The organism is Ornithinimicrobium sediminis, assembly GCF_021272345.1.
GTDB classification, from domain to species: domain Bacteria; phylum Actinomycetota; class Actinomycetes; order Actinomycetales; family Dermatophilaceae; genus Ornithinicoccus; species Ornithinicoccus sediminis_B.
This window is the reverse complement of sequence record NZ_JAJSDQ010000001.1, coordinates 287,922-310,875: the sequence shown is the minus strand read 5'-3', so window position 1 is coordinate 310,875 and position 22,954 is coordinate 287,922. Positions and strand designations below refer to the sequence as shown.

Sequence of the window (22,954 nt, the reverse complement as noted above, 5' to 3'; positions counted from 1 at the left end):
ACCGCTGTGAAGACCGGCAGAGGGGGAGCTGTGGAGACGTTCGGGGAGCGTGCCGAGCGCGGTTCGGTCGGTGTGTTCGTCATCGTCATCGCGACCTCGTTCCTGATCATGGTCGGTCTGGCCGTCGACGTGGCCGGGCACCTGCACGCCATGCAGGAGGCCCGGGCCGTCGCCCGGGAGGCCGCCCGGGTCGGCGGGCAACAGGTACAGATGGCCACCGGGGTCCGCGGCCAAGGCGCCCGGGCGGACCCCGCCCGGGCCGCCGCGGCCGCCCAGACCTACCTGGACACCGCCGGGGCCCTTGGGTCGGCGACCGTAGCCGGGCCGACCAGCATTCGGGTGGAGGTGACCTCGACCTACCCGACCCTGTTCCTGGGCGTGGTCGGCGTCGGCGCCCTGACCGCGACCGGTACCGCTGAGGCACGGATCACCCGGTCCGTGGAAGGAGTAGAACAATGAGACTGCGTCAACGACTGGCCGGCCTGGGCGCCCTGGTCGTCCTGATCGGCATCCTGGTGGGACTGCCCGCCCTGCTGGTGGCCCTGGGAGGCAACCCGCTACCGCAGACTTTGCCCAGCCTGGACCAGGCCCGTGACGCCCTGCTGACACCCGACGACGGCACCCTGGCCCTGACCGGGGCCAAGCTGCTCGGCTGGGTCGTGTGGGCCGCACTGTCGGTCAGCATCGCCGTAGAAGCCGTCTCGGCACTGCGGGGCGTCCGACCCCCGGCACTGCCGGTCCTGTCCCTGCCGCAGTCCGGGATGCGTCCCCTGGTCATCGCCGCGTTCGCCCTGTTCATCGCCGCCCCCAGCGGGGTGGGCGGCAGCCCGGCCCCCGCCGCAGCCAGCGCGGGCGCCCCGTTCACGGCCGCCGCAGCCCCGGTGGCAGGACAGGCCCCCATGGCCCTGACCTCGACGCCATCGACGGCCACGGCAACGCTTACGACCGAACGGGAACGGGCCAACACCTACGTGGTGCGCCCAGGTGACACCCTCTGGTCCATCGCGCAGCAGCACCTGGGGTTCGGACACGAGTACCACCGCATCGTCGACCTCAACTCCGAGAAGCTCACCGGCGGCGCCGAACGGGTCACCCCCGGCATGGTGCTGCAGCTCCCCGTAGCCGACAACGGGGCAGCCATCGCAGAGCAGAGGGACCAGGGCCAGGTGGTGGTCGTGCAGACTGGCGACACCCTCAGCGGACTGGCGGCGCAGCACCTGGGCGAGGCCACCCGGTGGCCCGAGATCTACGAGGCCTCGACCGCCACCGTCCAACCGGACGGGCGACGTCTGGCAGATCCCGACCTGATCTACCCAGGCTGGCGCCTGGAACTCCCCGACACCGCTGCGACGCAGGAACCGGCACGGACGGCGCCCACCACTGCGGCTGCGCCCGCGGCCGCAGACGCCGCCACCACCCTAGGGACGCAGATGGGTGCCCCGGAGGACGGCGCAGGGGAACCGCAGCAACGACCGGCCGAGGCGAACCCGGCAGGGCGCGCGGCAGCGCAGACCGGTGTCAGCATGGGTGCCGCCGCGGGCGCAGCCCCTGTCGTCGGCAGCGAGGGTCTGGCCGCCCCTCAAACAGGTGGGGACGTTGGTGGGGACGTTGCTGGGGACGTCGGCGGGGACGTTGCTGGGGACGTCGGCGGGGACGTTGCTGGGGACGTCGGCGGGGACGTTGCTGGGGACGTCGAGGAGGACACGCCCCCGGAGTGGTTGCTGGAGGGGATCGTCGGGTCCGGGGCACTGCTGGGAGGGGCTCTGTTCACCGCGCTGACGCTGCGCCGCCGCTCCCGGTTCCGGGCCCGCCGCCCGGGCCGTGCGGTCGCCCCCCCTGATCCCGTCCTGACCCCTGTGGAGAAGACCATCCAGACCCGGGGTCCTGCAGCGGCGGTCACGCTGGAGCATTTAGACGAGACTCTGCGCCGCCTCGGTGCGGCCTGCGTCGCTACCGGGGCACCCGTCCCTGCCGTGTCTGCCGTGCAGCTGGCTGGGGACGGCGTGTGGTTGCACCTGTCCGAACCGGCCGACCTGGGCGCCCCGTGGCAGGACGCCGGACGCGGCGAGCACTGGTTCCTGTCGGCGGTCGCTCCTCTGGAGCAGGTGGGGCAGCTGCCCGAGGACAGCCCTGCCCCGTTCCCGCTGTTGGTCAGCATCGGTACCGCGGACGACGGGTCAGCGTGGTTGTTGAACCTGGAGGGCCTGACGGTTGCCCTGACGGGGGCAGCCGAGTACGTGGACGACCTGGCCCGCTACCTGGCGGCTGAGGTCGCGGTGAACCCTTGGTCGGCCGGGGTCCGGCTGGACTGCGTCGGCATCGCGCAAGAGGTCGTCCCGATGAACCCGGCCCGGGTTCGCATCGCCGACTCTCGCGCTGTTGAGGACCTTGTTGCCGAGGTGGTCGGCGTCATCGAGCGGGTGGGGGAAGGGGACGTGCCCACCGCCCGGGTGGGCCAGGATGGGGAGGACACCTGGCCGGCCCGGGTGGTCCTGCTCGGGATCGACGCCGCGACTTCCTCGGCTACCGACCAGCTGCGGGGTCTGTTGGCCGAGCACGCAGGTCGCACGGGTGCCTGCGCGGTCCTCCGCGCAGGTGCTCCCTGTGCCAGCGCGGTACAGATCGAAGCCACCGCGGACGGTCGCCTCCGCATCCCGGCGGCGGGGCTGGATCTGGTCGGCGTCGGTCTGACCGTCGACGAGGCGGCCGGGTGCGCGGCCCTTCTCGCACAGTCGCATGAGGAGTCGGACGTACCGATGCCGGTGGCCGTCAGCCTCGACCCCGGGGAGAAGGACCGGTCCTGGCGCGGGTGGTCCGACCAGGCTGGCGCCATCCGTCCCGAGCACACCACTTCCCGGGCGAGGGCCGGGGATCAGACGGTGACGCTGCTGCCGGAGGGAGATGACACGTACGAGGAGGTGGCGGCCACCACCGCAGAGGACCTCTCCAGGCTGGCGCCACGTGTCGAACGGGACGTCGCACGGGAGATCCTTGGGGCAGACCCCACCCTGGATGCGGATTTGGCCGCGTGGTGGGACACCGGTGCTCGGGTACCTAAGCTCACCTTGTTGGGCCCGGTGGCGGCCAGCACGTGGGGCAAACCGCTTGCTGTGCGCAAGCCGTACCTGACCGAGCTCCTGGCCTACCTGGCCCTGCATCCCCACGGTGTCACCACGGCGCAGACGGCCGAGGCGTTCGGGATCACCGAGGCCAAGACCCGCGACTACATGGGGAGGTGCCGTGAGTGGTTGGGTCAGGACCCGACCACCGGTGACCTGCATCTACCGAACGCCCAGGACGCCCCGGCTGCCCGGGCGCGCAGGGTGAAGCTTTACCAGGTGCTCGGGCTCCTGGTTGACGTCGACCTCTTTCGCCGGCTGAGGACCCGCGCCGGGGTCCGTGGGGGAACTGAGGGCATCGAGGACCTGCGGGCGGCCTTGCGACTGGTCCAGGGACGGCCCTTCGACCAGTTGCGACGCGGCGGATGGGGCTGGCTCTTCGAGGGGGACCGGCTGGACCAGCACATGACCTGCGCTGTGGTCGACGTCGCCCACACCGTCGTCACGCACGACCTGCAGACGGGTGACCTGGCCGGGGCCCGCGCAGTCGCGGAGATCGCTTTCCTCGCTGCTCCCCATGAGGAAATCCCCACCCTGGACCTGGCAGCGGTCACCGCGCTCGAAGGGAACACGACCGAGGCCGTGCGTCTGCTGCAGAGGGACGTCTGCAACCGTGCCGACGACCCCGACCTGCCACCGGCCGACCTGCCCGGACGCACCCAGCAGATCCTCGACCGGCACCGCTGGCTGGAAGCCCGCAAGGAAGCCGTATAGCCGGACCACCTCAGCAGCAACCTCCACCCGGGGAGTGTCCCGCTCGGGTAGGGCTTGTCTGTGCCCGGCGTGTGAAGAGTCGCCCGACTTGGTGCCTGGGACCGCAACGTGCGCGTCGGTGGCCATCAGGGCTGTGCCGGCCGTGACCACCCCAGGGGCCAGCAGCGCGGCCCTGGCCAGGACGGGGGCGGATTCCCTCCCGCCGCAAAGGTGTTTTGTGGGGACGTTTGGGGACGCTGTCTGACCTGGGGGTTTGTCGCGTCCCCACCTGGGCCTGTCCGCCGATTTACCTCTGGTGGGGACGCAGACGGGAGCGCTGCTTGGAGATCTTCTCGACGTGATCGCACGACGAGAGGAGCTCGAGGTGTGCCTGGGTACACAGCTTGGTGTGGAGCAGCCGCAGGGGGACCTGCTGGTCTCGGCGTGCGCGAAGTGGGGGCAGTGGCAGCAGACCCATCCGGTCCTGGGCGTCTGTGACGAACTGATGGGGTTACGGGAGTGGATCAAGCGCTCGGGTCCCGGTGAGGCAAACGAGGTTCTACTGGCTTTGGCCGAGCTGGGAGCAACCGATGGTGGTGACGACCCGGCGGCCACGGCGGCGTTGTTGTGGCTGCTGCTGCCGGGGGCTGTCGGGATAGCGCAGGCCTTGATGTCCGCGCACCCGCACATTGATGAGCTCGTGGCTGGGCAGCTGTGGATCTGCGCCCGCACGGTCAGCTGGCGCAAGGGCGTCTGGGTGGCGGCGACGGTCCTGTTGAACACCCGGCGAGAGGTGATGTCCGACCTGGGACTGTCGATGGACCCCCGGGCGGACGGTGCTGAGTTCCCGTCGGCGGACCCCGAACTGCTTACCGGACCTGGTCTGTCGGGGCACCCGGTCGGTGGCTGTGGGCCACAGACCGTCGCGGCGGCGGAGGCGGACCTGCTGCACGGGTTGCTAGAGGACGCCCGCGGTGCGGGCGTCGTGAGCGCGGATGACTGCCAGCTGCTGCTGCGCCTGGCCCAGCACGCCTGCACCCGGCGCAGCGGACGGGGACGGGGAGGTCTGTTTGCCCGCGCCAGCTCCGTTGACGTCGCGCAGGAGTATGGCGTGTCCCGCGCGACGGTGGCGCGCCGGGGTGAGCGTGCCCTGCGGGCACTGCAGGACACCTACGCCACAGGAGTTCGCGTCGCATGAGACCCAGAACCTCACCGCCGCGCTTTGGGAGGCATGATGATCCACCCAACGCAGGTCGGGGACGACGTCGAGCAGCTGCTCGAGCTGTCCGCATCAGGCCCGCAGGTGCTGGCGGACCTGGACGACTGCGTCCGCCGGCTGCGCGAGGTCCAGGCGGCCAAGTCCGCCCTTGCCCAACTGTCCACCGAGGACGTGCGTCGAGCGATCGCACGCCGGCACCTGCGCCTGCTCACTCCCGAGAGCGGGTCGTGACCGTGGTCAGCGTCGGCGAGCTGCAGCGTGCTTGGCATGCCGTCCAGGACGGCCGGTTCCGACCCGGGGCCAGGGAACTGCCGGCCGGGGGCACTGCCAGGCAACGAGCCTGCACCAGTGAGGCCCACCCCAGCTGGGAGCCTAGGTCACCCGTGCTGAGCGTCCTGGGCTGCCACGGGTCGGCCGGGGCCACCACGGTGGCGGTGGCGGTAGCGACCGTGCTGGGGCAGCCGGTGCGGGTGGTGGAGACCGGTCCCGACGGCTCCAGCGGCCTGGCCGGGTTCGCCACCGCTGAGCTCGGGGCGACCGGGACCGGGTGGGTGCGTGGGCGCCGGGACCAGGTGATCCTGGACCGGCTCCAGGACGGGTACGCCTCACCCGACCAGGTTCCTGTCCCGGATCCAGACCCAGCAGAAGGCCTGTCGCTGAACGTGCTCGACCCCGGGTGGGGCCTCGGGGCCGTCGCACTGTCCGCCGGCGGGTGGGTCCGCTCCACCGTGATGGACGCGCGCGCTCTCATCCTCGTCACGACGGCCACTGTTCCCGGCCTGCGACGCCTGGAAAGGGACCTGCACGACCTCGGGCCCGTTCAGCGACGCCTGGCCGTAGCCGTCCATGGCCCAGGGCGACGGCGCTGGCCGCGTGAGGTGGCCTACTGCGTCGGCCCCCGCACGGATGCCCTGCTGGAGGAGGCGTCGGTGCATGTGCCTCACGACCCGGGCTTGGCGGTGCGCGGCCTAGACACCTGCCCCCTGCCCTACGGCGTGTTGGGCGCTATCAGGTCGATCACCCAGCTCCTGGGGCTGGACAACGCCGCTACCCACTACCAGAAGGGAAACACCTGAGCATGTTCAGTACTCTCCACGACGCCGGCCTGCAGGCCGCCACGTTCGTCACCCAGGTCTGCCCGCAGGCGCCGCCGGGTGCCCAGGTGCACGTCGACAACATCCTTGGGTACGTCCTGTGGGGTGTCGGTATCCTGTTCTTCCTTGGTGTCATCATCGCGGTCGGTGCCATCGCCGGGGGTCGGATGTTCGGGATGCCGCATGCCAGCACCGGGGGGATCATCGGCTTGGTCATCGTGTTCGTCGCGGTGATCGCCTACCTGATCCTGCCCGGGATCCTGGACGCGATGATGGGCTCCGGGTGCGTCTGACATGACGACGTCACAGACAGCCGAGGCGTGGGGCCGTGGCAGGCTGCTGGCCATCCTCGCCGGCGCGATCGGTGCCGGGTTGGTGTTGCTGGCGGGCCTGGGCCTATTCATCTGGGAGGCCCTGGCTGACGACCCCACCGACACGCTCGCTCGGGCCGACTCCAGCAACACGGTCGCAGAGCAGGAACCGGTCGAGCTGGTGCTGGACGAGTCCACCCTGGCGGAAGCTGGGCCGGCACGGCGCGAGCAGATCGCGGACGCTGACATGCCGGGGGTGGAAGACCGGCGGGCGTTCCGTGAGGGCCCGGTGGCTACCACGATCGTGGAGCCCCTGGAGGTCCCTCCGGCGGCCAGCACCGGCCCGGTGGGTGTCCCCACCGGGTACCCGCGCACCCCGCAGGGTGCGGTGGCGCAGCTGGCCGCGATCGACGTCGCGGTCATCCAGGGCATGTCCGTCCCGGCCACCCATGAGATCTACCGGTCCTGGTCCACCGGTGAGGGCGAGCCGGCCGCGTGGGTGATGACGCGCAACGTCACCGACTTCCTCACCGCCGCCAACCAGAGCGGACAGCACAAAGAGTCGGGCCTGGTCGTGACGGCGACACCCGCGGCTGGTCAGGTCAAAGGAACCGACGGGGACGACTGGGTGGTTGCGTGCGTGCTGCTGGAGCTGAATGCCCGGCTCGTCGAGGAAGCCCGGGTCGCGTACGGGCACTGCGAGGCGATGACCTGGGCAGGCGAGCGGTGGCTCATCGACACCACTCACGGGGTGGCTCCCGCGCCGTCGACCTGGCCGGGCACCGACCTGGCGGCCCGGGCCGGCTGGCGTCCCTGGGCCAGCGACCACTGAGACCACGAGACCACCAAGACCACGACGAGAGGCTGTGCCGTGTTGGACCTGCCGAACCCGTTTCAGTACCTGGCCGGTAAGGCCGTTGGTGAGCTGGTCGCGGACGCGTGGACTTCCATCATGCTGGCGATCTGGATGGGCGGCCTGTGGTTCCTGCGCACCGTGCTGGGGTTCGTGGACGCCATCCTGACCCCGGATGTCACCGCGGCCGGCCCGGCCGGGGAGGTGTACCGGACGACGTTGTGGCTGGCGCTGGCGTTGGTGCTGATCCTGGGCATGGCCCAGCTGGGCGTGGCCGCGTTCCGCCGCGACGGGGCCGATCTGGCCCAGGCCGGGATCGGGGTGGCCCAGTTCGTCGTGGTGTTCGCAGCCTGGCTCGGGTACGCCGCGATGGTCCTGGCCGCCGCGCAAGGGCTGACCAGATCGTTGATGCGCGCCATGTTCGGCGTCGAGCTTTTCGCGCACTGGGACCCGTCCGAGGTGTACCTCATCGCGGCCGAGGACGTCACCGACGCGCTGCTGGCCACCGTCCTGGGGTTCTTGGGCCTGTTCCTGTGGCTGGGCGCGATCGGGTTCTTCGTGATCATGCTGGCCCGGGCCGGGGCGCTGCTCGTGCTGGTCGCCACCGGCCCGATCGCGGCCGCCGGTCTGGCCAGCGGGTTCTCCAGGGGTTGGTTCTGGAAGTCGTTCCGGTGGTTCCACGCCGCCGCGTTCACCCCGGTCCTGGTGGTCCTAGTGCTCGGGCTGGGTATCTCGTTGACCACCGGGGTCGTCACCGGTGAGGCCGACGGGCTGGCCAAGACGGTCGGCACGGCGATCCCTGGGGTGTTCCTGATCTGCGTCGCAGCGTTCTCCCCGCTGGCCCTGTTCAAGCTGTTGGCGTTCGTGGACCCGGGTACCTCCTCCGGCGCCGCGATGCGGGCCGGGTACGAGGCGCAGGGAGGGGTGCGGGGACTGGCCAGCCGGGCTGGGTCGACCTCCAACGCCGCCTCGTCGGTCGATGCCCATGGCCGCTCCCGCGGGGAGGTCTCCGCCGAGGGGGAGGCGAACCAGCGGGCCGCGAAAGCCACCGGGACCCTGGCCTCCACCGGCGGTGGCCTGGTCCACCCGGCGCTCGGCGCGGCCGGCGCAGTGGTCGGCGTCGGCATCGGTGCGATGGTCTCCGCCGGCACCCGGGGCGCCGCGATCGGCGCGGACGTGGCCAACCAGGCAGGGGTAGGCCACAACACCTACGTCCCCGACTTCCAGCCGGCCAGAAGGACTGGTGACCGGCACCGGGTCACCCACCCCGAACAGCGCGGCGAAGACACCGGCGGCGGAAGCGGCGGCGGTGGTGGTGGTGACACAGGTCGGGAAGCGGTGCAGGCACCGCCACCGGCACAGACCACCCCGAGCGCCGGCACCGGACCCTTCATCCCACCCGGTGGCGCAGGAAGCGGGTCCGGTGCCGGAGCGGCCGGGGCGGCAGCGGGCGCGGTGAAGTGATGAGTCGCTGGCGCGCCCGGCCCCGTTGTGGGAGACGACCGATACCGACACAGTTCTCAGGAGGGCACCCAGAGTGACTGTCTACCGCGACTACACCCGCGCCCGCATCGGGTGGTTCTTCGGCCTCACCGGCCTGCAGCTCGGCCTCCTGGCCGCAGCGGTCCTCCCGGTTGCCTGGTCGATCTCCCAGCAGGATTGGGCCGCGGTGGCCCTGTCCGTCCTCCTGTGGGGGTTGGTGTTCGGTGTCGTGGCCGTCCCGGTGCGGGGCCGGTCGATGACCGGCTGGATCACCTCGACCGTGGCCCTGGCGGCGGGGACGTTGGCCGGGTGGACCCGGTTCCGGGCGCGGGCCACCACCGGGCAGGCCCAGCCACAGGAGCAGGCGGACCTGCCGGGGATCCTGTCTAGCGTCGTGATCCACGAGGGCCCACCTGCCGGGCACGACCACCGGCGGGTCGCGCTGGTCCAGAACCACTCCATGAGGACCTGGGCGGTCACCGCCTGCATCGTCCACCCCGGCCTCGGCATGGCCGAGACCGAGGACCGGGAGGTCTACGGGCAGGGTCTGGCCGAGCTGCTGGATGCCGCCGTGCGGGCCGAGCTGGTCTCCGAGGTGATCTTCATGGTGCGCACCGTCCCCGAGGACGGTGCCGAACGGGCCGACTGGGTACGGCGCCACCGCACCCCGAACACCCCGGCCCAGGTGACGGCGATCAACGACGACCTGCACGAGTCGCTGACCGCCGCAACAGTGCGCACCGAGGAGTACGTCACCGTCGTAGTGCCCGAGTCACGGCTGGGCAAGGTGGCCCGGGAGTACGGCGGGGGTGTCAACGGCCGCGCGCGTGCTCTGTACGGCGCGATCGCCGAGGTCGAGTCCCACCTGCGCGGCGGCCTGGGCGTCACCTCAGTGGAGTGGCTGACCAGCCCCCAGCTCGCGGTTGCGTGCCGGACCGGGTTCGCGCCCGGTGACCGGGCCGCGATCATCGACGCCCTGGCGGCCGCTCAGAGCGACGACGGTGTGAACACCTGTGTGCCGTGGGACATGGCCGGGCCGTCGGGGGCCGATGGCGCGGTGCGGCACTACTCTCACGACGCCTGGAACTCGGTCTCCTCGACGATCACGCTGCCGGTCAAGGGCGCCGCGATGGGGGCGCTGGCCCCGGTCCTCATCCCACGGGAGGACGGGGAGCGGCGCAGCTTCATGGTGTGCTACCCCCTCGTGCCGCCGGGGCGGGCGGACCGGCAGTCGGCCAACAGCGAGTTCGGTGCGGACCTGGGGCAGTCGTTGCGGGTCGCCGCACGGATGAAGCAGCGCACCAAGAACGTCGACGAGTCCGAGAAGGTCCGCCGGCTGGAGTCCAAGCTGGCCCGCGGCAACTCGCTGACTGTGCCCTACGCCGTGGCCACGGTCACGGTGCCCAAGACGGTCCGCGCGGCCGAGGCCGGCAGGCGGTTGGACTCCTCGATCCGGCGGGCCGGGTTCGCCCCGCTGCGCCTGGACCTGGCCCACGACGTGGCCTTCGCCGCCTCGGTGGTGCCGATGGGCATCAGCCTGACCCGGAAGGCAGGCTGAGCATGCGCAGCCCAGGGACCCGCCGGTCCGCCGGTGGCCGGGATGTGGCCCGCCTGCTGGCTGACTTCGGCCACGACACTCCCACCATCGGGCAACCGGCGGGGAAGGCGGCCCGGGAGCCGCGGGTGTTTCGGCCCACCAGCCCGAGGGGGCCACGGGCCAGGGACCGGGGGTGGGCGCCGGCGCGGGCGCCGGTGGCCACTTGGCGGATGACCAGCGACCAGGCACCGGCGTTCTGGCCGTTCATCCCCACCCCGGCGCTGCCCCCGACCGGGGCGCAGATGGGTATCGACGTCGCCTCCGGGGCCGCGTTCCACTGTGACCCGCTGGGCTGGGTGGTCCGGGCGGACGTGCCGGTCAGCAACCCGAACATCATGTGCTTCGGCAAACCGGGGATGGGCAAGTCCGGGACCACCAAGGCGTTCATCCTGCGGATGATGGACTTCGGGTACCGGGCCCTGATCCTGGGAGACACCAAGGACGAGTACGAGGGCGTGTGCGCCTTCCTGGGGGTCGAGCCGATCGCGCTCGGCGCCGGACTCGGGGCGCGGGTCAACCCGCTGGCCCTGGGACCGCTGGGTCACGGGTGGGCACGGCTGGACCGGGTGGAGGCGCAACGTCGCGCCCAGTCCGTGTTCGGGCGGTGGCTGACCCTCATCCGGGCCCTGGTCGGGTCCCAGCAGATGGGGGAGGACCTGGTCCCGTTCGGGCCCACCGACGAGGCGGTGGTCCGCACCGCACTGGCCGACCTCACCGGGTACACCACCGCGGCCACATCGTTGGCCGAGACCACCCTGCCCGGGTTGTGGCACGCCCTGGACAACCCTGCCCCCGAGCTGGTGACGGCGACCCGGTACGAGACCCGCCGGCAGTTCATGGACTCCACCCGCCTGCTGCGTGATGCCCTGGGCCAGCTGGTCAACGGGGCCCTGGCCGGCATGTTCGACGCGCACACCACCGTGCACATCGACTGGCTGGCGCCGATCCAGTCCCTGTCCCTGTCCCGACTCCCCGCGGAAGCGGTGGGGATCGCCCTGACCTGCCTGGGCTCCTGGGGTGCCGGGCAACGGGAGGTCGTCTCCCGGGCCGACCAGCGCGTGGTCGTGCGGGACGAGGCGTGGCGGCAGCTGCGGCTGGGACCGGAGGCCGTCAAGGCGTTCGACGCCGACATGCGCCTGTCCCGCGGGTACGCCGGGACCGGCGGGGACATCCAGTACGCGGTCGCGCACAAACCTTCCGACCTGCTCTCCGCCGGCGACGAGGGCTCGGTCGCCCAGACCATCGCCCGGGACATGCTGCACCTGGCCGACATCAAGATCCTGCACGGGCAAGGCCCCAAGGTCGCCGCCGAGCTCGACGAGATCCTCGGCCTGGGACCGCTAGCGGTGGACGCGATCACCGGGTGGGCCCGGCAGGAACCCGGCCGGGCCGTGTGGCAGGTCGGTGACCGCCTGTACAAGGTGCAGACCGTCCTGCACCCCCTGGAGGCCGCCCTGGCCAACACCAACCTCGGCATCGAGTCGGCCAGGTGATAGGCATGAAAGGTGTCCTGGTCGTCCTGGCCGTCCTCGCGCTGCTGGCGGGATTCCCCCTGTCCACCGCGGTGCTCGTGGCCTCGGTGGCCACGCCCGCGATGGCGCAGGTGCACCGCACCTTGTTCTGTGAGGGGGCCCTTCCCGTGACCGGGGACTGGCGGCCGCCGTACGAGACCGCCTACACCCAGACCTCGGGGTTCGGTGACCGGTTCCACCCGATCCACCAGGAGTGGCGTCTGCATGCAGGCGTGGACCTGACCTCGCAGCCGGCGGGCGCACCGGTGGTCGCCGCCGCGGCCGGCACGGTCACCGCGGCCGGGTGGTCCAGCGGGGGAGGGAACACGGTGACGATCGACCACGGTGGTGGCATCAGCACCCGGTACCTGCACCTGGCGGCACCGAGCACGCTGACCGTCGGGCAGGCCGTCCACCTGGGTCAACGGGTCGGGGTCGAGGGGTCCACCGGTGACTCAATCGGTTCCCACCTGCACTTCGAGGTCCACGTCGATGGGGAACCGGTGGACCCGGTGCCGTTCATGGCGCAGCGTGGCGCGGCCCTGTCCGGCGTGGCCGTCGCATCATCACCCCCGCCCGGCCAGACCCCGGACCTGCCCGAGGACGGGGAGGGTGGCATCGGGTTCGAGCTGCCCGCCCCCGGTGAGCCGCGGCAGGACTCCCTGCACAACTCGCCGCTGCCGGTCCCGCCGGGCGTCCAGGAGCTGTACGAGCAGGCGGGCGCCGAGTATGCGATCCCGTGGACCCTGCTGGCCGGAATCGGCATGGCCGAGACCGCGCACGGGGCCACCACCGGCACCAGCTGGGCGGGGGCACGGGGGCTCATGCAGTTCATACCGGCCACCTTCGCCGCCTACGGGGTGGACGGGGACGGGGACGGGCTGGCCGACATCGACAACGCCGGCGACTCGGTGCACTCCGCGGCGAACTACCTGACCGCCTCCGGGGTGCACCGTGGCGAACAGGGGGTGCGTGAGGCGCTCTTCGTCTACAACCACGCGGACTGGTACGTCAACGACGTCCTGTACTACGCACAGCAGTATGGGGGCGGACTGGTGCTGGGTGACCCGGTGCACTGCGGCGGTCAGGGCGGCAACCCCGACCTGCCCCCGGTCAGCAGCGAACGGGTGGCCCAGATGCTGGCGTTCGCGGCCGCGCAGAACGGTGACGCCTACATCCTGGGCGCCGGTGGGCCCGACGTCTGGGACTGTTCCTCCCTGACCCAGACCGCGATGGCCCAGATCGGGATCACCGCCCCCCGCACCGCCCAGGCGCAACGGGACTGGCTGGCGATGGGCAACGGGTTCCGGGTCCCGGTCGAGGCGGCCCGACCAGGGGACTTGTTCTTCTACGACTCCTACCTGGGGCCGCACACGATCGGGCACGTCGGGTTCGTCTGGGACCCGGCCACCTTCACCTCGATCGAGGCCGCCAACCCCACCACGGGGGTCGGGCACTTCAGCTACGAGCATGCGATGGAGAACCACATCTTCGAGGTCTGGCGCCTGGGCAACATCGACGACAACCCCAAAGCACCCAGTTGAGTCCCTGAGCCGTCCCATCCGCTTCAACGAATAGACGACTTGACCCGAGGAGGAGAGACCGCGATGCAGCAGGACAGACTCAAGAACCCCCACCCGTGGACCTACGAGATCCTACTGGCGATCGTGGCCACCCTGCTCCTCGTCGCCGTGCTGGGGGTGCACACCGGGCGGGCCGTGGCCAACCTCGTCGCCGGCGGCGGCTGGGGCTGGCCCCCGGCCACCGAGCTGCTCCCTAGCCTGCCTGGGCTCCTGCGCGGGGATGCCGGCGCCGGGTTGACCGACCCCGGTGTGGTCGCCGATCCGGGGGCGCTGCGGACCTGGGTGCACATCATTGCGGGCGTCACCCTGCTCTGTTGGCTGGTCGCTTTCGTGGTGGCGTACCGGCGGTGGGGGCCGGGCCGGTTGCGGGGCATGGCCTCCCGGGCCGAGGCCAGCACCCTCCTGGGTCTGCCCCGGTTGCGCAAGCACCGGGCGATCATCCGGCCCGACCTTCACGGGAAGGACCCGCGATGAATCCGCCCAGCCCCTTCCAGCGTCGTCGTGTCGACCGAGGGTTCGATCCTCGGGACGTGGGGTGGAACCTTGGACGGTCCACCGCCCCCGCCGGGGTCGACCTGTGGGTGCCGTGGGACCGCACCGCCGGGGTCATCGGACCGCAGGGGTCGGGCAAGACCCTGGACCTGCTCACCCCAGCCCTACTGGAGGCACCCGGAGCGGCCCTGGTCACTCTCACCAAACCGGACGACCTGCTGCTGACCTTCACGGCCCGCTCGGCCGGCGGGCGTCCCTGCGTGGTGCTTGACCCGTTCGGGCTGGTGCCAGGGCTGCCCGAGCTCGTGTGGGACCCGATCGCCGGGTGCGTGGACCCGTTCGTGGCCGAGCGGCGGGCCAAGGCGTTCACCGCCGGCACGATCAAGGGCGCTGTGGCTGAGGGGTACGGGGACCAGGCCGCCCGGTTCTACGCCGCCGAGGCCGCCAAGGTCATCCAGGCCTACTTCCACGCCGCCGCGCTGACCAGCCGCTCCCTGGATGACGTACTGGAGTGGGTCGCCGACCCCCGCTCCACCGTCGAACCCTCGGAGATCCTGCGCACCCACCCCCATGCCGCCCGGTTCTGGCACGGGCTGCTGCATGGTGCCCTGCATGGTGACGAACGGACCGCCGGTAACACGATCACAACAGTGCAGCAGGCGCTGTCGCTGTTCTTCCAGGGACCGATGCGTAGGCGGTGCGTCCCCGGCCCGGGACGACCAGCGACCAACATCGGGCAGGTCCTCGCCGGTGGCGGCACTATCTACCTGCTCGGCCGGGAAGACCCCTACGCCTCGGCCTCCCCGCTGATGACCGCCCTGGCCGAGCACGTCCTGGACACCGCCCTGGGTATGGCGCAGCGCTCCCCGTGGGGCCGGTTGTGCCCGCCCATGCTTGCCTGCCTGGATGAGCTGCCCTCCACCGCACCCCTGCCCACGCTGCGCACCCGGATGGCCAACGAACGCGCCCTCGGCCTGTCGTTTATCTGGGCCGCGCAGACCCGCGCCCAGCTGGACTCGATCTTCGGCCAGTCCGAGGCCCGCGCCGTGCTCGGCCTGACCAACAACCTCATCCTGTTCGGCGGCTCCAAGGACGTCGCCTTCAACCAGGAGGTCTCCGACCTCGTCGGCAAGGTCCGCGTCGGCCGGGCCACCTGGAACACCGGACACCGCGGCGGACGCACCTACACGGGCGAGGACATCCCCGTGCTCACCGGGTCAGAGATCCGCCAGATCAAGGAACGGCACGCCCTGGTCATCTCCGAGAACGGCAAATCGATCATGGCCCGGCTGCACCGGTGCATCGACGGCCACGCCGGCAGACGGCTCCTGGCAGACCAGGCCATGCTCCGAGACCAAACTCGCCGGCACCGCAGCGGCACGGTCACCGCCGAGGCATGCACCACCGCCGCCCTTGCCGCCGCCCACCAGCACGGCCTCACCGCAGCGGAGGACGACCGGTGAACACACCCCACCAGGCGGGCAAACAGGGACGGGGACGCTACCCGCTGGCCAGGCAATTCCCCACCCCCGGACCCCTGATCACCCTGGCCTACCGGGAGCTGGACATCGCCCTTAACAGCGACGACGCCCATCGCAAGGCGATCGGCGATCTCAGCACTCTGCCCCGCCCGTGGGACCCCGGATCCATCGAAGACCCACCCATGCGCACCGAACTGTGGGACTGGCTCGAGGCCGTCGTCGACTGGGTCAACACCGAGCACGTCTGGGACCCTGCCTACCTCGTGCCACCCTGCTGGCCCGCCCACCCCCACCTGGTCCACGAGATCGCCGTCCTTGCCGACCAGCGCCACACAGCCGGCCAGGACATGGACAGCGACGCCCTCGAGGAATGGCACCGTTACGCACTGCCCGCCTTCTTCGACCGTCGCAGAACCCGGCTGCGCACGGCCTGCGACAGCCGCCACCATGACTGGCCAGCCCGCCCAGCCCACATCCGCTTCCAGGGCGCCCACGACCAACGGGCTCAGCACTACGTTGCCGATGTCGACCACCACCGCCGGTTGCTGCAGCCAGTCGACCAGACCCAACGTGCTCCGCGCCTGCAGGTCGTCGACGGACACCGAGTGGATCTGGAGACCGGCGAGATCCGTTGAAGTCAGATCGTCGCGCCGCATCCGTGACGCACTTTTTGCCGCGCCCGCGGACGCGCGCGGGTGCCGTCCGACTGCATTCACGCGCCGGGGTCTGGGGGCATCGCGGGGCGGGAGCGCTGAGCACAACAGCACCTGCATTGTGGGCGCCGGGTGTGATGTCACAGGACATGGGTGACAGTTCCGCATCAGGACATCGGTGACGTTCTCGAAGGTCTTGGTGGTGACACTTCTGGGTAGTACTGGGCTCGACTGGGCGGGTGACGAAGAACGAACCCGTTGATCCTCGTGTCCGGCTGGCGATCACGCAGTGGCCCCGTGACGCACCGCGTGGGTCGGTGACGACCTTCTGCCTCGAGCAGGGCATCTCGCGCAAGACGTTCTACGAGATCCGGCGACGCAGCCTGCAGGACGGGCCAGCTGCGGCACTGGAACCCAGGTCGCGACGTCCGAGGTCGAGCCCGTCGAGGCTGACTGAGGCGGTCAAGCAGGAGGCGCTGGGGGTCCGTGCGGCTTTGGAGCGGTCCGGTCTGGACTTCGGACCGGTGAGCGTGCACGACAAGATGCACGCGATGGGGCTGGATCCGGTGCCGTCGACGGCGTCGCTGGCGCGGATCTTTCGCCAGGCTGGGGTCGCCCGGCTGGAACCGAGAAAGAGGCCCCGCTCGGCCTGGCGGCGGTTCGTCTACCCCGCCCCGAACGCGTGCTGGCAGCTGGACGGCACCGAGTACGTCCTCGCCGGTGGGCGTAAGTGCGTGATCTTCCAGCTGATCGATGACCACTCCCGCTACGCCTTGGCCTCGCACGTCGCCGCCGGTGAGACCGTGGAGGCGGCGATCACCGTCTTCGACCGGGCCGTGGCCGCGCACGGGGTGCCTCAGCGGCTTCTGACTGACAACGGGGTCGCACTGAACCCCTCCCGCCGCGGCTACATCGGCCAGCTCGTCGCTCACGCCAGTGCCATGGGGGTCGAGCCGATCACCGGCAAGCCGTACAAGCCGACCACTCAGGGCAAGAACGAACGCTTCCACCAGACCCTGTTCCGGTACCTGGACAAGCAGCCGCTGGCCCAGACCGTGGCCGAGCTGCAGACCCACGTCGACGCGTTTGACCGGATCTACAACACCGAACGTCCCCACCAAGGGCTCCCCGGGCGCGTCACACCGCTGACAGCGTGGCAGGCCACCCCCAAGACGGAAGCGCCTCGGCCACGACCGATGCGGTCCCTGTTCGAACGCCCCGCACCACGCCCACAGCCCTCGACACGTGTGCCACAGGACAAGCATCTTCCCGCCGGCACACGCACCAGGACCTTGAGCAGCAACGGCACCTTCGCCCTGGATCACGTCACCTACATGGTCGAGGCCAAGCACGCCTTCGAGCAGGTCCTGGTCGTGAGCGAGGGCGACCGCATCATCATCACGGACACTCACGGTGAGGTCCTCATCGAGCACACACGTCCTGCCCCTGGCATCAAGTACGTCGGCAACGGCCGTCCCCGAGGCCAACGGCCCAAGACCAGCCAACCGTCACCCAAGTCCTGACACCCCAACTGTCACCAGTGTCCTGATGCAGAACTGTCACCCATGTCCAGAGACATCACAATTGTGGGCGCCGGGGCTAGCTCGATCTTGAACTGGCGCAGGTCCTGGCCGGCAGGGCTGATTCACCCCCTTCGGTACAGGGGTGCGCTTGTTCATGACTCGTCGTTCCGTGCCTCGTCTCCACGTCCAGGGCATGGCAAGAGCATGTCGATGTGGCCTGTGGCACACTTGTCAGACGGGAGAGTCCCGCGCTGGTGGCGTTGGCCTGCAGGGGAGGCCCCACCGCGGGGCTCTCTCCCGAGTCGGCGGCGCCGGTTTGGGGGAGGGACCTGGGTTGGTGGCTCATGCGGGGCGGAGCGCGTCGGCGGGCAGCCATGCTGTGACGATCTGGGGACCGTCGACGTAAGTGGTGAGGGCTTGCCATCCGAGGTCGTGGCGGCGCCACTCGAGGATGAGGCCGGGGAGGTCGCCGTCGGGGCGGTGGATCCAGCAGTGTCTCCGGGTGGCGGCCGTGCCTGGTGTGGTGGGGGTGTGCCGGCCGCGCATCGACAGGGGGACTGCTGATGCGCTGCGTGGTCGCATCCCTCCTGCCATGACCTCACTCTCGTACGGACAGGTGTTCGATGCAAGGATGGCTCGCTGGGACAAGCTGGCAGCGGCCAACGATGCGGTATTTGGATCGTTGAAGGGATGGCGCTTGCGCATCCATGGTTCTAAGGTGAGGACGTGGGGGTCCCGCGCTGTCGACCACCCCTGCAGGCCCGGCGCGGGGCCCTCCGTGTCGTCTTGCTTGGGCATGGTGCACCGCACCGGTGACTGCACGCCGCAACATCACCGTGCGGCCTGCCGCCCTGCCTCCTGGCGACCGATCCGGTTGTTGGCGGCCGCTGGGGCTGATCGACTGGCCTGGGACTGAACACCCTCGGCTTTCGCCGATGGTCGTCGAAGACGCCGACGTCGTGGCGACCGTGCTCGCCGGCCTCGATATACCAGTTCACGACGGGCGAGCCGCCCACCACCCGCAACGTTCTCGCGCGTCGCTACGCCGTCCAAGACCTGGGGTCTCTCCGCGGACGGTCGCGAGAGGTGGATCAACTCGGCCCTCGTCCTGGGACCCGAGCTACGGCCGATCGGAGACGTGCAGGCCACGGTCCCAGTGAACGGTGACCCGGTCGAGGTCGTCTGGGTGATCGGGCGTCCGTGGCGTGGGGCGGGTACGCCGGTGAGGCGTGGGACGGTGGTGCCATTACGGGATGTGCCGGTTGGTGTGACGGGGGAGTCGACTGTGCAGAAGTGGATGGGGAGAGCGGGGGTGTGGGCGGCCGCGGTGGTTCTCGTGGCAGGTCCTGCGGTTGCGGGAGCCTCGTCCGGGGGTCGAGGACTATGACCCTCAGGCCAGTGGTGCGTGTGGGAGGGCACAGCGACCGTTGGGCCGCGCAGCCTTCGACTCCACCGACGGCAGGCATATGAGTGCCGTGTTCACTGTCGCTGGCAGGGCAAGAGTGGGTGCCGACGACTAGCGTCTAGGGCATGACGGACTCTCTGGCTGCCAGTGTTGAGGCTCAGTTGCGTGCGGTCTTCCAGGTGGAGGACGACTTCTCCGAGCTCGACGCGGACTCCAAACCGGACCACGACTGGGCTCGGCGCATCTCGTCCGTGCAGGACGAGGAGCAGGGCGCCATATCTGTGACGTTGGATGCGTCCGACCCCAATGACGCGCTGACCTACCACGCAGCTCTATCTGTGCTGACGTTGACCGGCGAAGAGCATCCAGACCTACAGCGCGTGGTCGTCAAGGACAGCAACGGTCAGGTGTCATCTGAGCGTCTGCGGAGCAGCCTGCCCATGTTCACCCCGGACCGCTAGAGCGGACGGTCAGGCTGGTAGTGCGCAGGCGCGAACAGGTGCCCCAGCCTTCGCTGCGAAAGGGAAATATCACACCGCGGCCAGATCTCCTTGATCGATGGTTACGACGACCTTTCCAACATGTGCCGATTCCTCCAGGATCCGATGCGCCTCCACGATCTGTTCCATAGGCATCACTGCGTGAAGGAGGGGTCGTAGAGCGCATCGGTCAAGCATGGCAACAACGTCCACGAAGTCATTCCAGCCGCCCAGTGGCGCCCCGATGATCTGCCTGTGCGATTGATAGATTTCGCGGATACTGATGTTCGGCTCGTCACCCCCAGTGGCGCCGCACAGCATCATCCTGCCACCCGGGCTCAATGACTGAATTGAGTCCCGCCAGGTGGGTGCACCTACCGATTCCACGATAACGTCTACTCCAGTCCCTTCCGTCACGTCGAGCAGATCTTCATGCCAGCCCCGTTCACTGCTGTCAAGAACGCCTCGGACTCCAGGGAGGGCTGCGATCCGATCACGCTTTGCTGTCCCGCGGGTCGTCGCCCAGACTTCTGCGCCAGCTTCTGCAGCGATCTGTATGGCGGCCACTGACACGCCGCCGCTGGCGCCAACGACCAGCACCTTTTCGCCGACACGTAGATGACCAGCGGTCAGGAGCATCGTCCACGCGGTGGTGTACGTGGTGGGAACCGCAGCGGCCTCTACGAGACTCATCCGCGCTGGGACCGACAGCAAATTGGTCGGGTCAATCCACAGTCGCTCGCGTTGTACTCCCCAGAGATCTTCACCCAGAATGGCGTACTGCGCACAGCGGCTCGTTTCACCTCGTCGACAGTAGCGGCATCTTCGGCACGAGACGCCGGAGAAGATCATGACTCGGTCGCCGACTTGAAGATCAGTTTCCGCTTGGGGCCCGACCTCCAAAACTACTCCCGCTCCTTCAGCTCCCATAACATGAGGGAGTTCGCGTGGGCTCCGAACACCGGGCCCGGTCAGACCCTGGCGAACAAAGAGGTCGAGGCGGTTCAGGCCGGACGCACAGACCCCGACCAGCACCTGTGATGGCAAGCCGGAAACCTCCGGAATGTCCCCGACTCGCAGGACGCTGGGGTCCCCATATTCGTTCAGCACGACAGCGCGCGTCATGTGTCCCTCCTTGATGGCGAAAAACTCTAGTGCCAGATCTTCTCCAAGACTCGCATGATGTTCCCGCCTGTGACCTTGACGATGTCTTCGTCGCTGTAACCGTTTTTCACGAGCCAGCCTACGATGTTGTGAAAGCACTCAGTCGGGTTCTCCAGGCCATCGACGTAGGGCATCTTGGGATAGTCGGGCCCTACGTGCGCTTGGTGGACACCAAGGTTTGCGGCGAAAACGTCGTGCAACGTCACGTGGTCACCAAACAGCGTATCAGGACCGAATGCCACGTGGTCGATTCCCATCAAGTCGACACAATAGACGAAGTGGTCCATAACAGATTCGAGAGAGTGCTCGGGATGAGCCTTAGAGAGAGTGGTGTGAGGGGCTGCCTCAAGACCTAGTACCCCGCCACTATCGGCGCAGGCTCGAAGCACATCATCGGGCTTCATTCGTGGCGTTGGCCACACAGCGCGAGCCCCAGCGTGGGTGATGAGCACCGGTCGTTCCGAAACCTCGAAGGTGTCCATGCAGGTCCGGTCGCCAGAGTGGGACACGTCGATCGCTATCCCAAGTTTGTTCATGCGCTGAACAGCACGTCGACCAAATACGGTCAACCCGCCATCACCAGGTTCTTTCAAGCCAGACCCAAGAGTGTTAGCCTCAGAGTAAGCAATCCCCATCTGTCGGATGCCCAAACCGTAAAGGATGTCCAGGCGGTCAACTTCGTTCTCGATGGGGGTGGCAGCTTCGAGGCACAGTACGAGGGCCAGTTGATCCTGTGCGTGTGCCTCGTGAATGTCATCGAGGCCGTAGGCCACGCGGACGTAGTCCTGATGCGCAATGTCGCTGAGTCGCATTCCCACGTCGTAGACGATGTCGTCAAATTTCCAGCCCGACTTGCTGGTCACGCAGGCGGTGCCGTCCATGAGGTTGTCGAAGACTGCGGTCATGCCCGACTTGGACAGACCGAGATATCCGGTGTGCTCCCGTCCTGTGCGGATGTAGTCACGCACTTGCGACATGTCCGCAGGAAACACCTGTGGGTGGTCGTGCAGGCTGATAATGATGTTCTCCTGGACTAGACTGCGCGTGCGCTCCTCCTGCTCGGCGTCTAGTCCAAGGTCATAAGCCGGGACACGGCCGAGCTCGTCGGCGAGGTCGAAAGACTCGTAGTCGCTGCCGGCTTCAAGATACGAGTAGGAGGTGTAGCCAGTATAGCGCGACGAATCGTAGGGGGTTGCGTGGGAAGCATCGTCAGACATGGTTTTCCTTCCGTTGTACGGCTTGAGAGTTGCGTCCAATCGGCCTAAGTGAGGTACCCCCGCTTCACGGTGCTGAGCTCGAGTCCCACCTCGGACCGGCGCACCCCTGGAAGGGGGCCGATAACCTGGGTAAGGAAACCGTAGAGCTGGTGCAAGTCAGGCAGGATCACTTCGGCAATGAGATCGCTATATCCTGCGGTCGCTGACAGATAGCGGACTTCCACGCGGGAACTGAGAGCCAGCGCCACCTCCTCGAGATGGCCTAGGTCGACGTCGAGCCAGATGAAGACTGGCGCCTCGAATCCCATCAGGACCGGATCGATGAATGTGGCGAAATGCACCGCTGCCCCGGTGGTGAGAGCCTCGATCCGTCGGCGGATTGAGGACTCACTGAGGTCAGAGTGCTTCGCAAGCTCGGCGGCGCTTAGCCGTCCGTCGTGACCCAGAAGGCTGATCAGCTGCATGTCGTCGGCGTCGACTGGGTGTGTGCCGTCTACCGCACTGATGGCAGGGCGAGCCTGCTCCAGCCGCTCTACACCGTCCCCGAGCAGGCTGCGGCCCCAGTCATAAGACGTCTTGAAGTTGCGTATGACTGCCTCTGTGGTGGTCCGGACGATTCCCGGGATGTGATCGACGTCGTTCAGGAGCACATCACTCAGGTGTGATCGGGAAGGCACCACGGTTTCGAGGACGAGGTCAAAGTTGCCGCTGAGCAGGGCCACGAACCGGACGTCGGGGCGCAGCGCCAAGGCGCGGGCCACGGAATCCGCGGCACCCACGGCACAACTCACCTGCATCAGGACGGGAAATCCAAGGCCACACCGCAGCGGATCTGGCATGGCAGTCACCCGGACGCTGCCAGAAGCGAAGAGCCGCTTTGCGCGTCGCGAAACTGTCGACTCGGAGACTCCCATGGCGGTAGAGATCTGTTGCCACGACGCGCGAGGGGCGACCTGCAGCGCGGCCACCAGCTGGCGGTCGACCTGGTCGAGCACCTCTCCGGGACGCGCAGCGATCGGTGAGTGTGCCCGACTCCCCGTGGGCGATCCGGTGACCATGTCACGCAGCGTGTCAGAAC

At 69.1% G+C, this 22,954-nt stretch carries 19 protein-coding genes; 16 read left to right on the top strand and 3 right to left on the bottom strand.

What is annotated here, in order from left to right; all coding sequences use genetic code 11:
- The first annotated feature begins 6 nt into the window (after positions 1-6).
- The 16 genes from LVO85_RS01325 to LVO85_RS01250 all read left to right on the top strand — a co-directional run bounded on the left by LVO85_RS01325 (position 7) and on the right by LVO85_RS01250 (position 19,477).
- Positions 7-459 carry a pilus assembly protein gene (locus tag LVO85_RS01325; RefSeq protein WP_232745604.1) on the top strand — a complete coding sequence of 151 codons (453 nt, stop codon included), beginning with the start codon at positions 7-9 and terminating at the stop codon, positions 457-459.
- Entirely contained in the window at positions 456-3,833 is a 3,378-nt protein-coding gene (locus tag LVO85_RS01320) for a LysM peptidoglycan-binding domain-containing protein (protein ID WP_232745603.1), read from the top strand. The genes LVO85_RS01325 and LVO85_RS01320 overlap by 4 nt, the downstream gene beginning before the upstream one ends.
- 388 nt (positions 3,834-4,221) lie before the next feature.
- Entirely contained in the window at positions 4,222-5,010 is a 789-nt protein-coding gene (locus tag LVO85_RS01315; protein ID WP_232745602.1) for a hypothetical protein, read from the top strand.
- Between the two features lie 36 nt (positions 5,011-5,046).
- Complete coding sequence (locus LVO85_RS01310) at positions 5,047-5,262, top strand: hypothetical protein (RefSeq protein WP_232745601.1); 216 nt, start codon at positions 5,047-5,049, stop codon at positions 5,260-5,262.
- Between the two features lie 152 nt (positions 5,263-5,414).
- Positions 5,415-6,107: a hypothetical protein gene (locus tag LVO85_RS01305; RefSeq protein ID WP_232745600.1), complete on the top strand. Its 693-nt coding sequence runs from the start codon at positions 5,415-5,417 to the stop codon at positions 6,105-6,107.
- A 2-nt stretch (positions 6,108-6,109) separates the two neighbouring features.
- A complete protein-coding gene (locus LVO85_RS01300; RefSeq protein WP_232745599.1) occupies positions 6,110-6,418 on the top strand; it encodes a hypothetical protein in 309 nt (102 codons plus the stop codon).
- Position 6,419: 1 nt separating this feature from the next.
- Positions 6,420-7,268: a hypothetical protein gene (locus LVO85_RS01295; protein ID WP_232745598.1), complete on the top strand. Its 849-nt coding sequence runs from the start codon at positions 6,420-6,422 to the stop codon at positions 7,266-7,268.
- Positions 7,269-7,388: 120 nt separating this feature from the next.
- Entirely contained in the window at positions 7,389-8,753 is a 1,365-nt protein-coding gene (locus LVO85_RS01290; RefSeq protein WP_232745597.1) for a hypothetical protein, read from the top strand.
- 73 nt (positions 8,754-8,826) lie between these two features.
- Positions 8,827-10,329 (top strand): SCO6880 family protein, encoded by a 1,503-nt coding sequence (locus LVO85_RS01285; protein WP_232745596.1) that lies wholly within the window; start codon positions 8,827-8,829, stop codon positions 10,327-10,329.
- A gap of 209 nt (positions 10,330-10,538) precedes the next feature.
- Complete coding sequence (locus LVO85_RS01280) at positions 10,539-11,861, top strand: ATP-binding protein (protein ID WP_232745595.1); 1,323 nt, start codon at positions 10,539-10,541, stop codon at positions 11,859-11,861.
- A 5-nt stretch (positions 11,862-11,866) separates the two neighbouring features.
- Positions 11,867-13,423, top strand: coding sequence for a peptidoglycan DD-metalloendopeptidase family protein (locus tag LVO85_RS01275; protein ID WP_232745594.1), 1,557 nt, complete (start codon positions 11,867-11,869; stop codon positions 13,421-13,423).
- 63 nt (positions 13,424-13,486) lie between these two features.
- Positions 13,487-13,936 carry a hypothetical protein gene (locus LVO85_RS01270; protein WP_232745593.1) on the top strand — a complete coding sequence of 150 codons (450 nt, stop codon included), beginning with the start codon at positions 13,487-13,489 and terminating at the stop codon, positions 13,934-13,936.
- The gene (locus LVO85_RS01265; RefSeq protein ID WP_232745592.1) at positions 13,933-15,417 is read left to right on the top strand and encodes a type IV secretory system conjugative DNA transfer family protein; all 1,485 of its coding nucleotides are present in this window, start codon (positions 13,933-13,935) and stop codon (positions 15,415-15,417) included. The genes LVO85_RS01270 and LVO85_RS01265 overlap by 4 nt, the downstream gene beginning before the upstream one ends.
- Positions 15,414-16,070, top strand: a complete 657-nt coding sequence (locus LVO85_RS01260) for a hypothetical protein (protein WP_232745591.1) — start codon at positions 15,414-15,416, stop codon at positions 16,068-16,070. The genes LVO85_RS01265 and LVO85_RS01260 overlap by 4 nt, the downstream gene beginning before the upstream one ends.
- 257 nt (positions 16,071-16,327) lie before the next feature.
- Positions 16,328-17,611: an integrase core domain-containing protein gene (locus tag LVO85_RS01255; protein ID WP_456299703.1), complete on the top strand. Its 1,284-nt coding sequence runs from the start codon at positions 16,328-16,330 to the stop codon at positions 17,609-17,611.
- A 1,530-nt stretch (positions 17,612-19,141) separates the two neighbouring features.
- Positions 19,142-19,477 carry a hypothetical protein gene (locus tag LVO85_RS01250; RefSeq protein WP_232745590.1) on the top strand — a complete coding sequence of 112 codons (336 nt, stop codon included), beginning with the start codon at positions 19,142-19,144 and terminating at the stop codon, positions 19,475-19,477.
- 69 nt (positions 19,478-19,546) lie between these two features.
- Here the strand turns inward: LVO85_RS01250 and LVO85_RS01245 are convergent, their stop codons facing one another.
- Genes LVO85_RS01245 through LVO85_RS01235 form a run of 3 tightly spaced genes read right to left on the bottom strand, consistent with a single transcriptional unit; the run spans position 19,547 to position 22,934 of the window.
- Positions 19,547-20,620 (bottom strand): zinc-binding dehydrogenase, encoded by a 1,074-nt coding sequence (locus LVO85_RS01245; RefSeq protein ID WP_232745589.1) that lies wholly within the window; start codon positions 20,618-20,620, stop codon positions 19,547-19,549.
- A gap of 26 nt (positions 20,621-20,646) precedes the next feature.
- Positions 20,647-21,876, bottom strand: a complete 1,230-nt coding sequence (locus LVO85_RS01240; protein ID WP_232745588.1) for a dipeptidase — start codon at positions 21,874-21,876, stop codon at positions 20,647-20,649.
- Positions 21,877-21,920: 44 nt separating this feature from the next.
- Positions 21,921-22,934 carry an Lrp/AsnC family transcriptional regulator gene (locus LVO85_RS01235; RefSeq protein WP_232745587.1) on the bottom strand — a complete coding sequence of 338 codons (1,014 nt, stop codon included), beginning with the start codon at positions 22,932-22,934 and terminating at the stop codon, positions 21,921-21,923.
- Positions 22,935-22,954: the final 20 nt, after the last annotated feature.

What these genes read in the sequence shown, in the direction of transcription:
- LVO85_RS01290 (WP_232745597.1), top strand. Translation starts at nt 7,389, where the DNA reads ATGCTGGCGATCTGGATGGGCGGCCTGTGGTTCCTGCGCACCGTGCTG.
- LVO85_RS01275 (WP_232745594.1), top strand. Translation starts at nt 11,867, where the DNA reads ATGAAAGGTGTCCTGGTCGTCCTGGCCGTCCTCGCGCTGCTGGCGGGA.
- LVO85_RS01270 (WP_232745593.1), top strand. Translation starts at nt 13,487, where the DNA reads ATGCAGCAGGACAGACTCAAGAACCCCCACCCGTGGACCTACGAGATC.
- LVO85_RS01235 (WP_232745587.1), bottom strand. Translation starts at nt 22,934, where the DNA reads ATGGTCACCGGATCGCCCACGGGGAGTCGGGCACACTCACCGATCGCT.
- LVO85_RS01300 (WP_232745599.1), top strand. Translation starts at nt 6,110, where the DNA reads ATGTTCAGTACTCTCCACGACGCCGGCCTGCAGGCCGCCACGTTCGTC.
- LVO85_RS01280 (WP_232745595.1), top strand. Translation starts at nt 10,539, where the DNA reads ATGACCAGCGACCAGGCACCGGCGTTCTGGCCGTTCATCCCCACCCCG.
- LVO85_RS01295 (WP_232745598.1), top strand. Translation starts at nt 6,420, where the DNA reads ATGACGACGTCACAGACAGCCGAGGCGTGGGGCCGTGGCAGGCTGCTG.
- LVO85_RS01320 (WP_232745603.1), top strand. Translation starts at nt 456, where the DNA reads ATGAGACTGCGTCAACGACTGGCCGGCCTGGGCGCCCTGGTCGTCCTG.
- LVO85_RS01240 (WP_232745588.1), bottom strand. Translation starts at nt 21,876, where the DNA reads ATGTCTGACGATGCTTCCCACGCAACCCCCTACGATTCGTCGCGCTAT.
- LVO85_RS01310 (WP_232745601.1), top strand. Translation starts at nt 5,047, where the DNA reads ATGATCCACCCAACGCAGGTCGGGGACGACGTCGAGCAGCTGCTCGAG.
- LVO85_RS01250 (WP_232745590.1), top strand. Translation starts at nt 19,142, where the DNA reads ATGACGGACTCTCTGGCTGCCAGTGTTGAGGCTCAGTTGCGTGCGGTC.
- LVO85_RS01265 (WP_232745592.1), top strand. Translation starts at nt 13,933, where the DNA reads ATGAATCCGCCCAGCCCCTTCCAGCGTCGTCGTGTCGACCGAGGGTTC.
- LVO85_RS01245 (WP_232745589.1), bottom strand. Translation starts at nt 20,620, where the DNA reads ATGACGCGCGCTGTCGTGCTGAACGAATATGGGGACCCCAGCGTCCTG.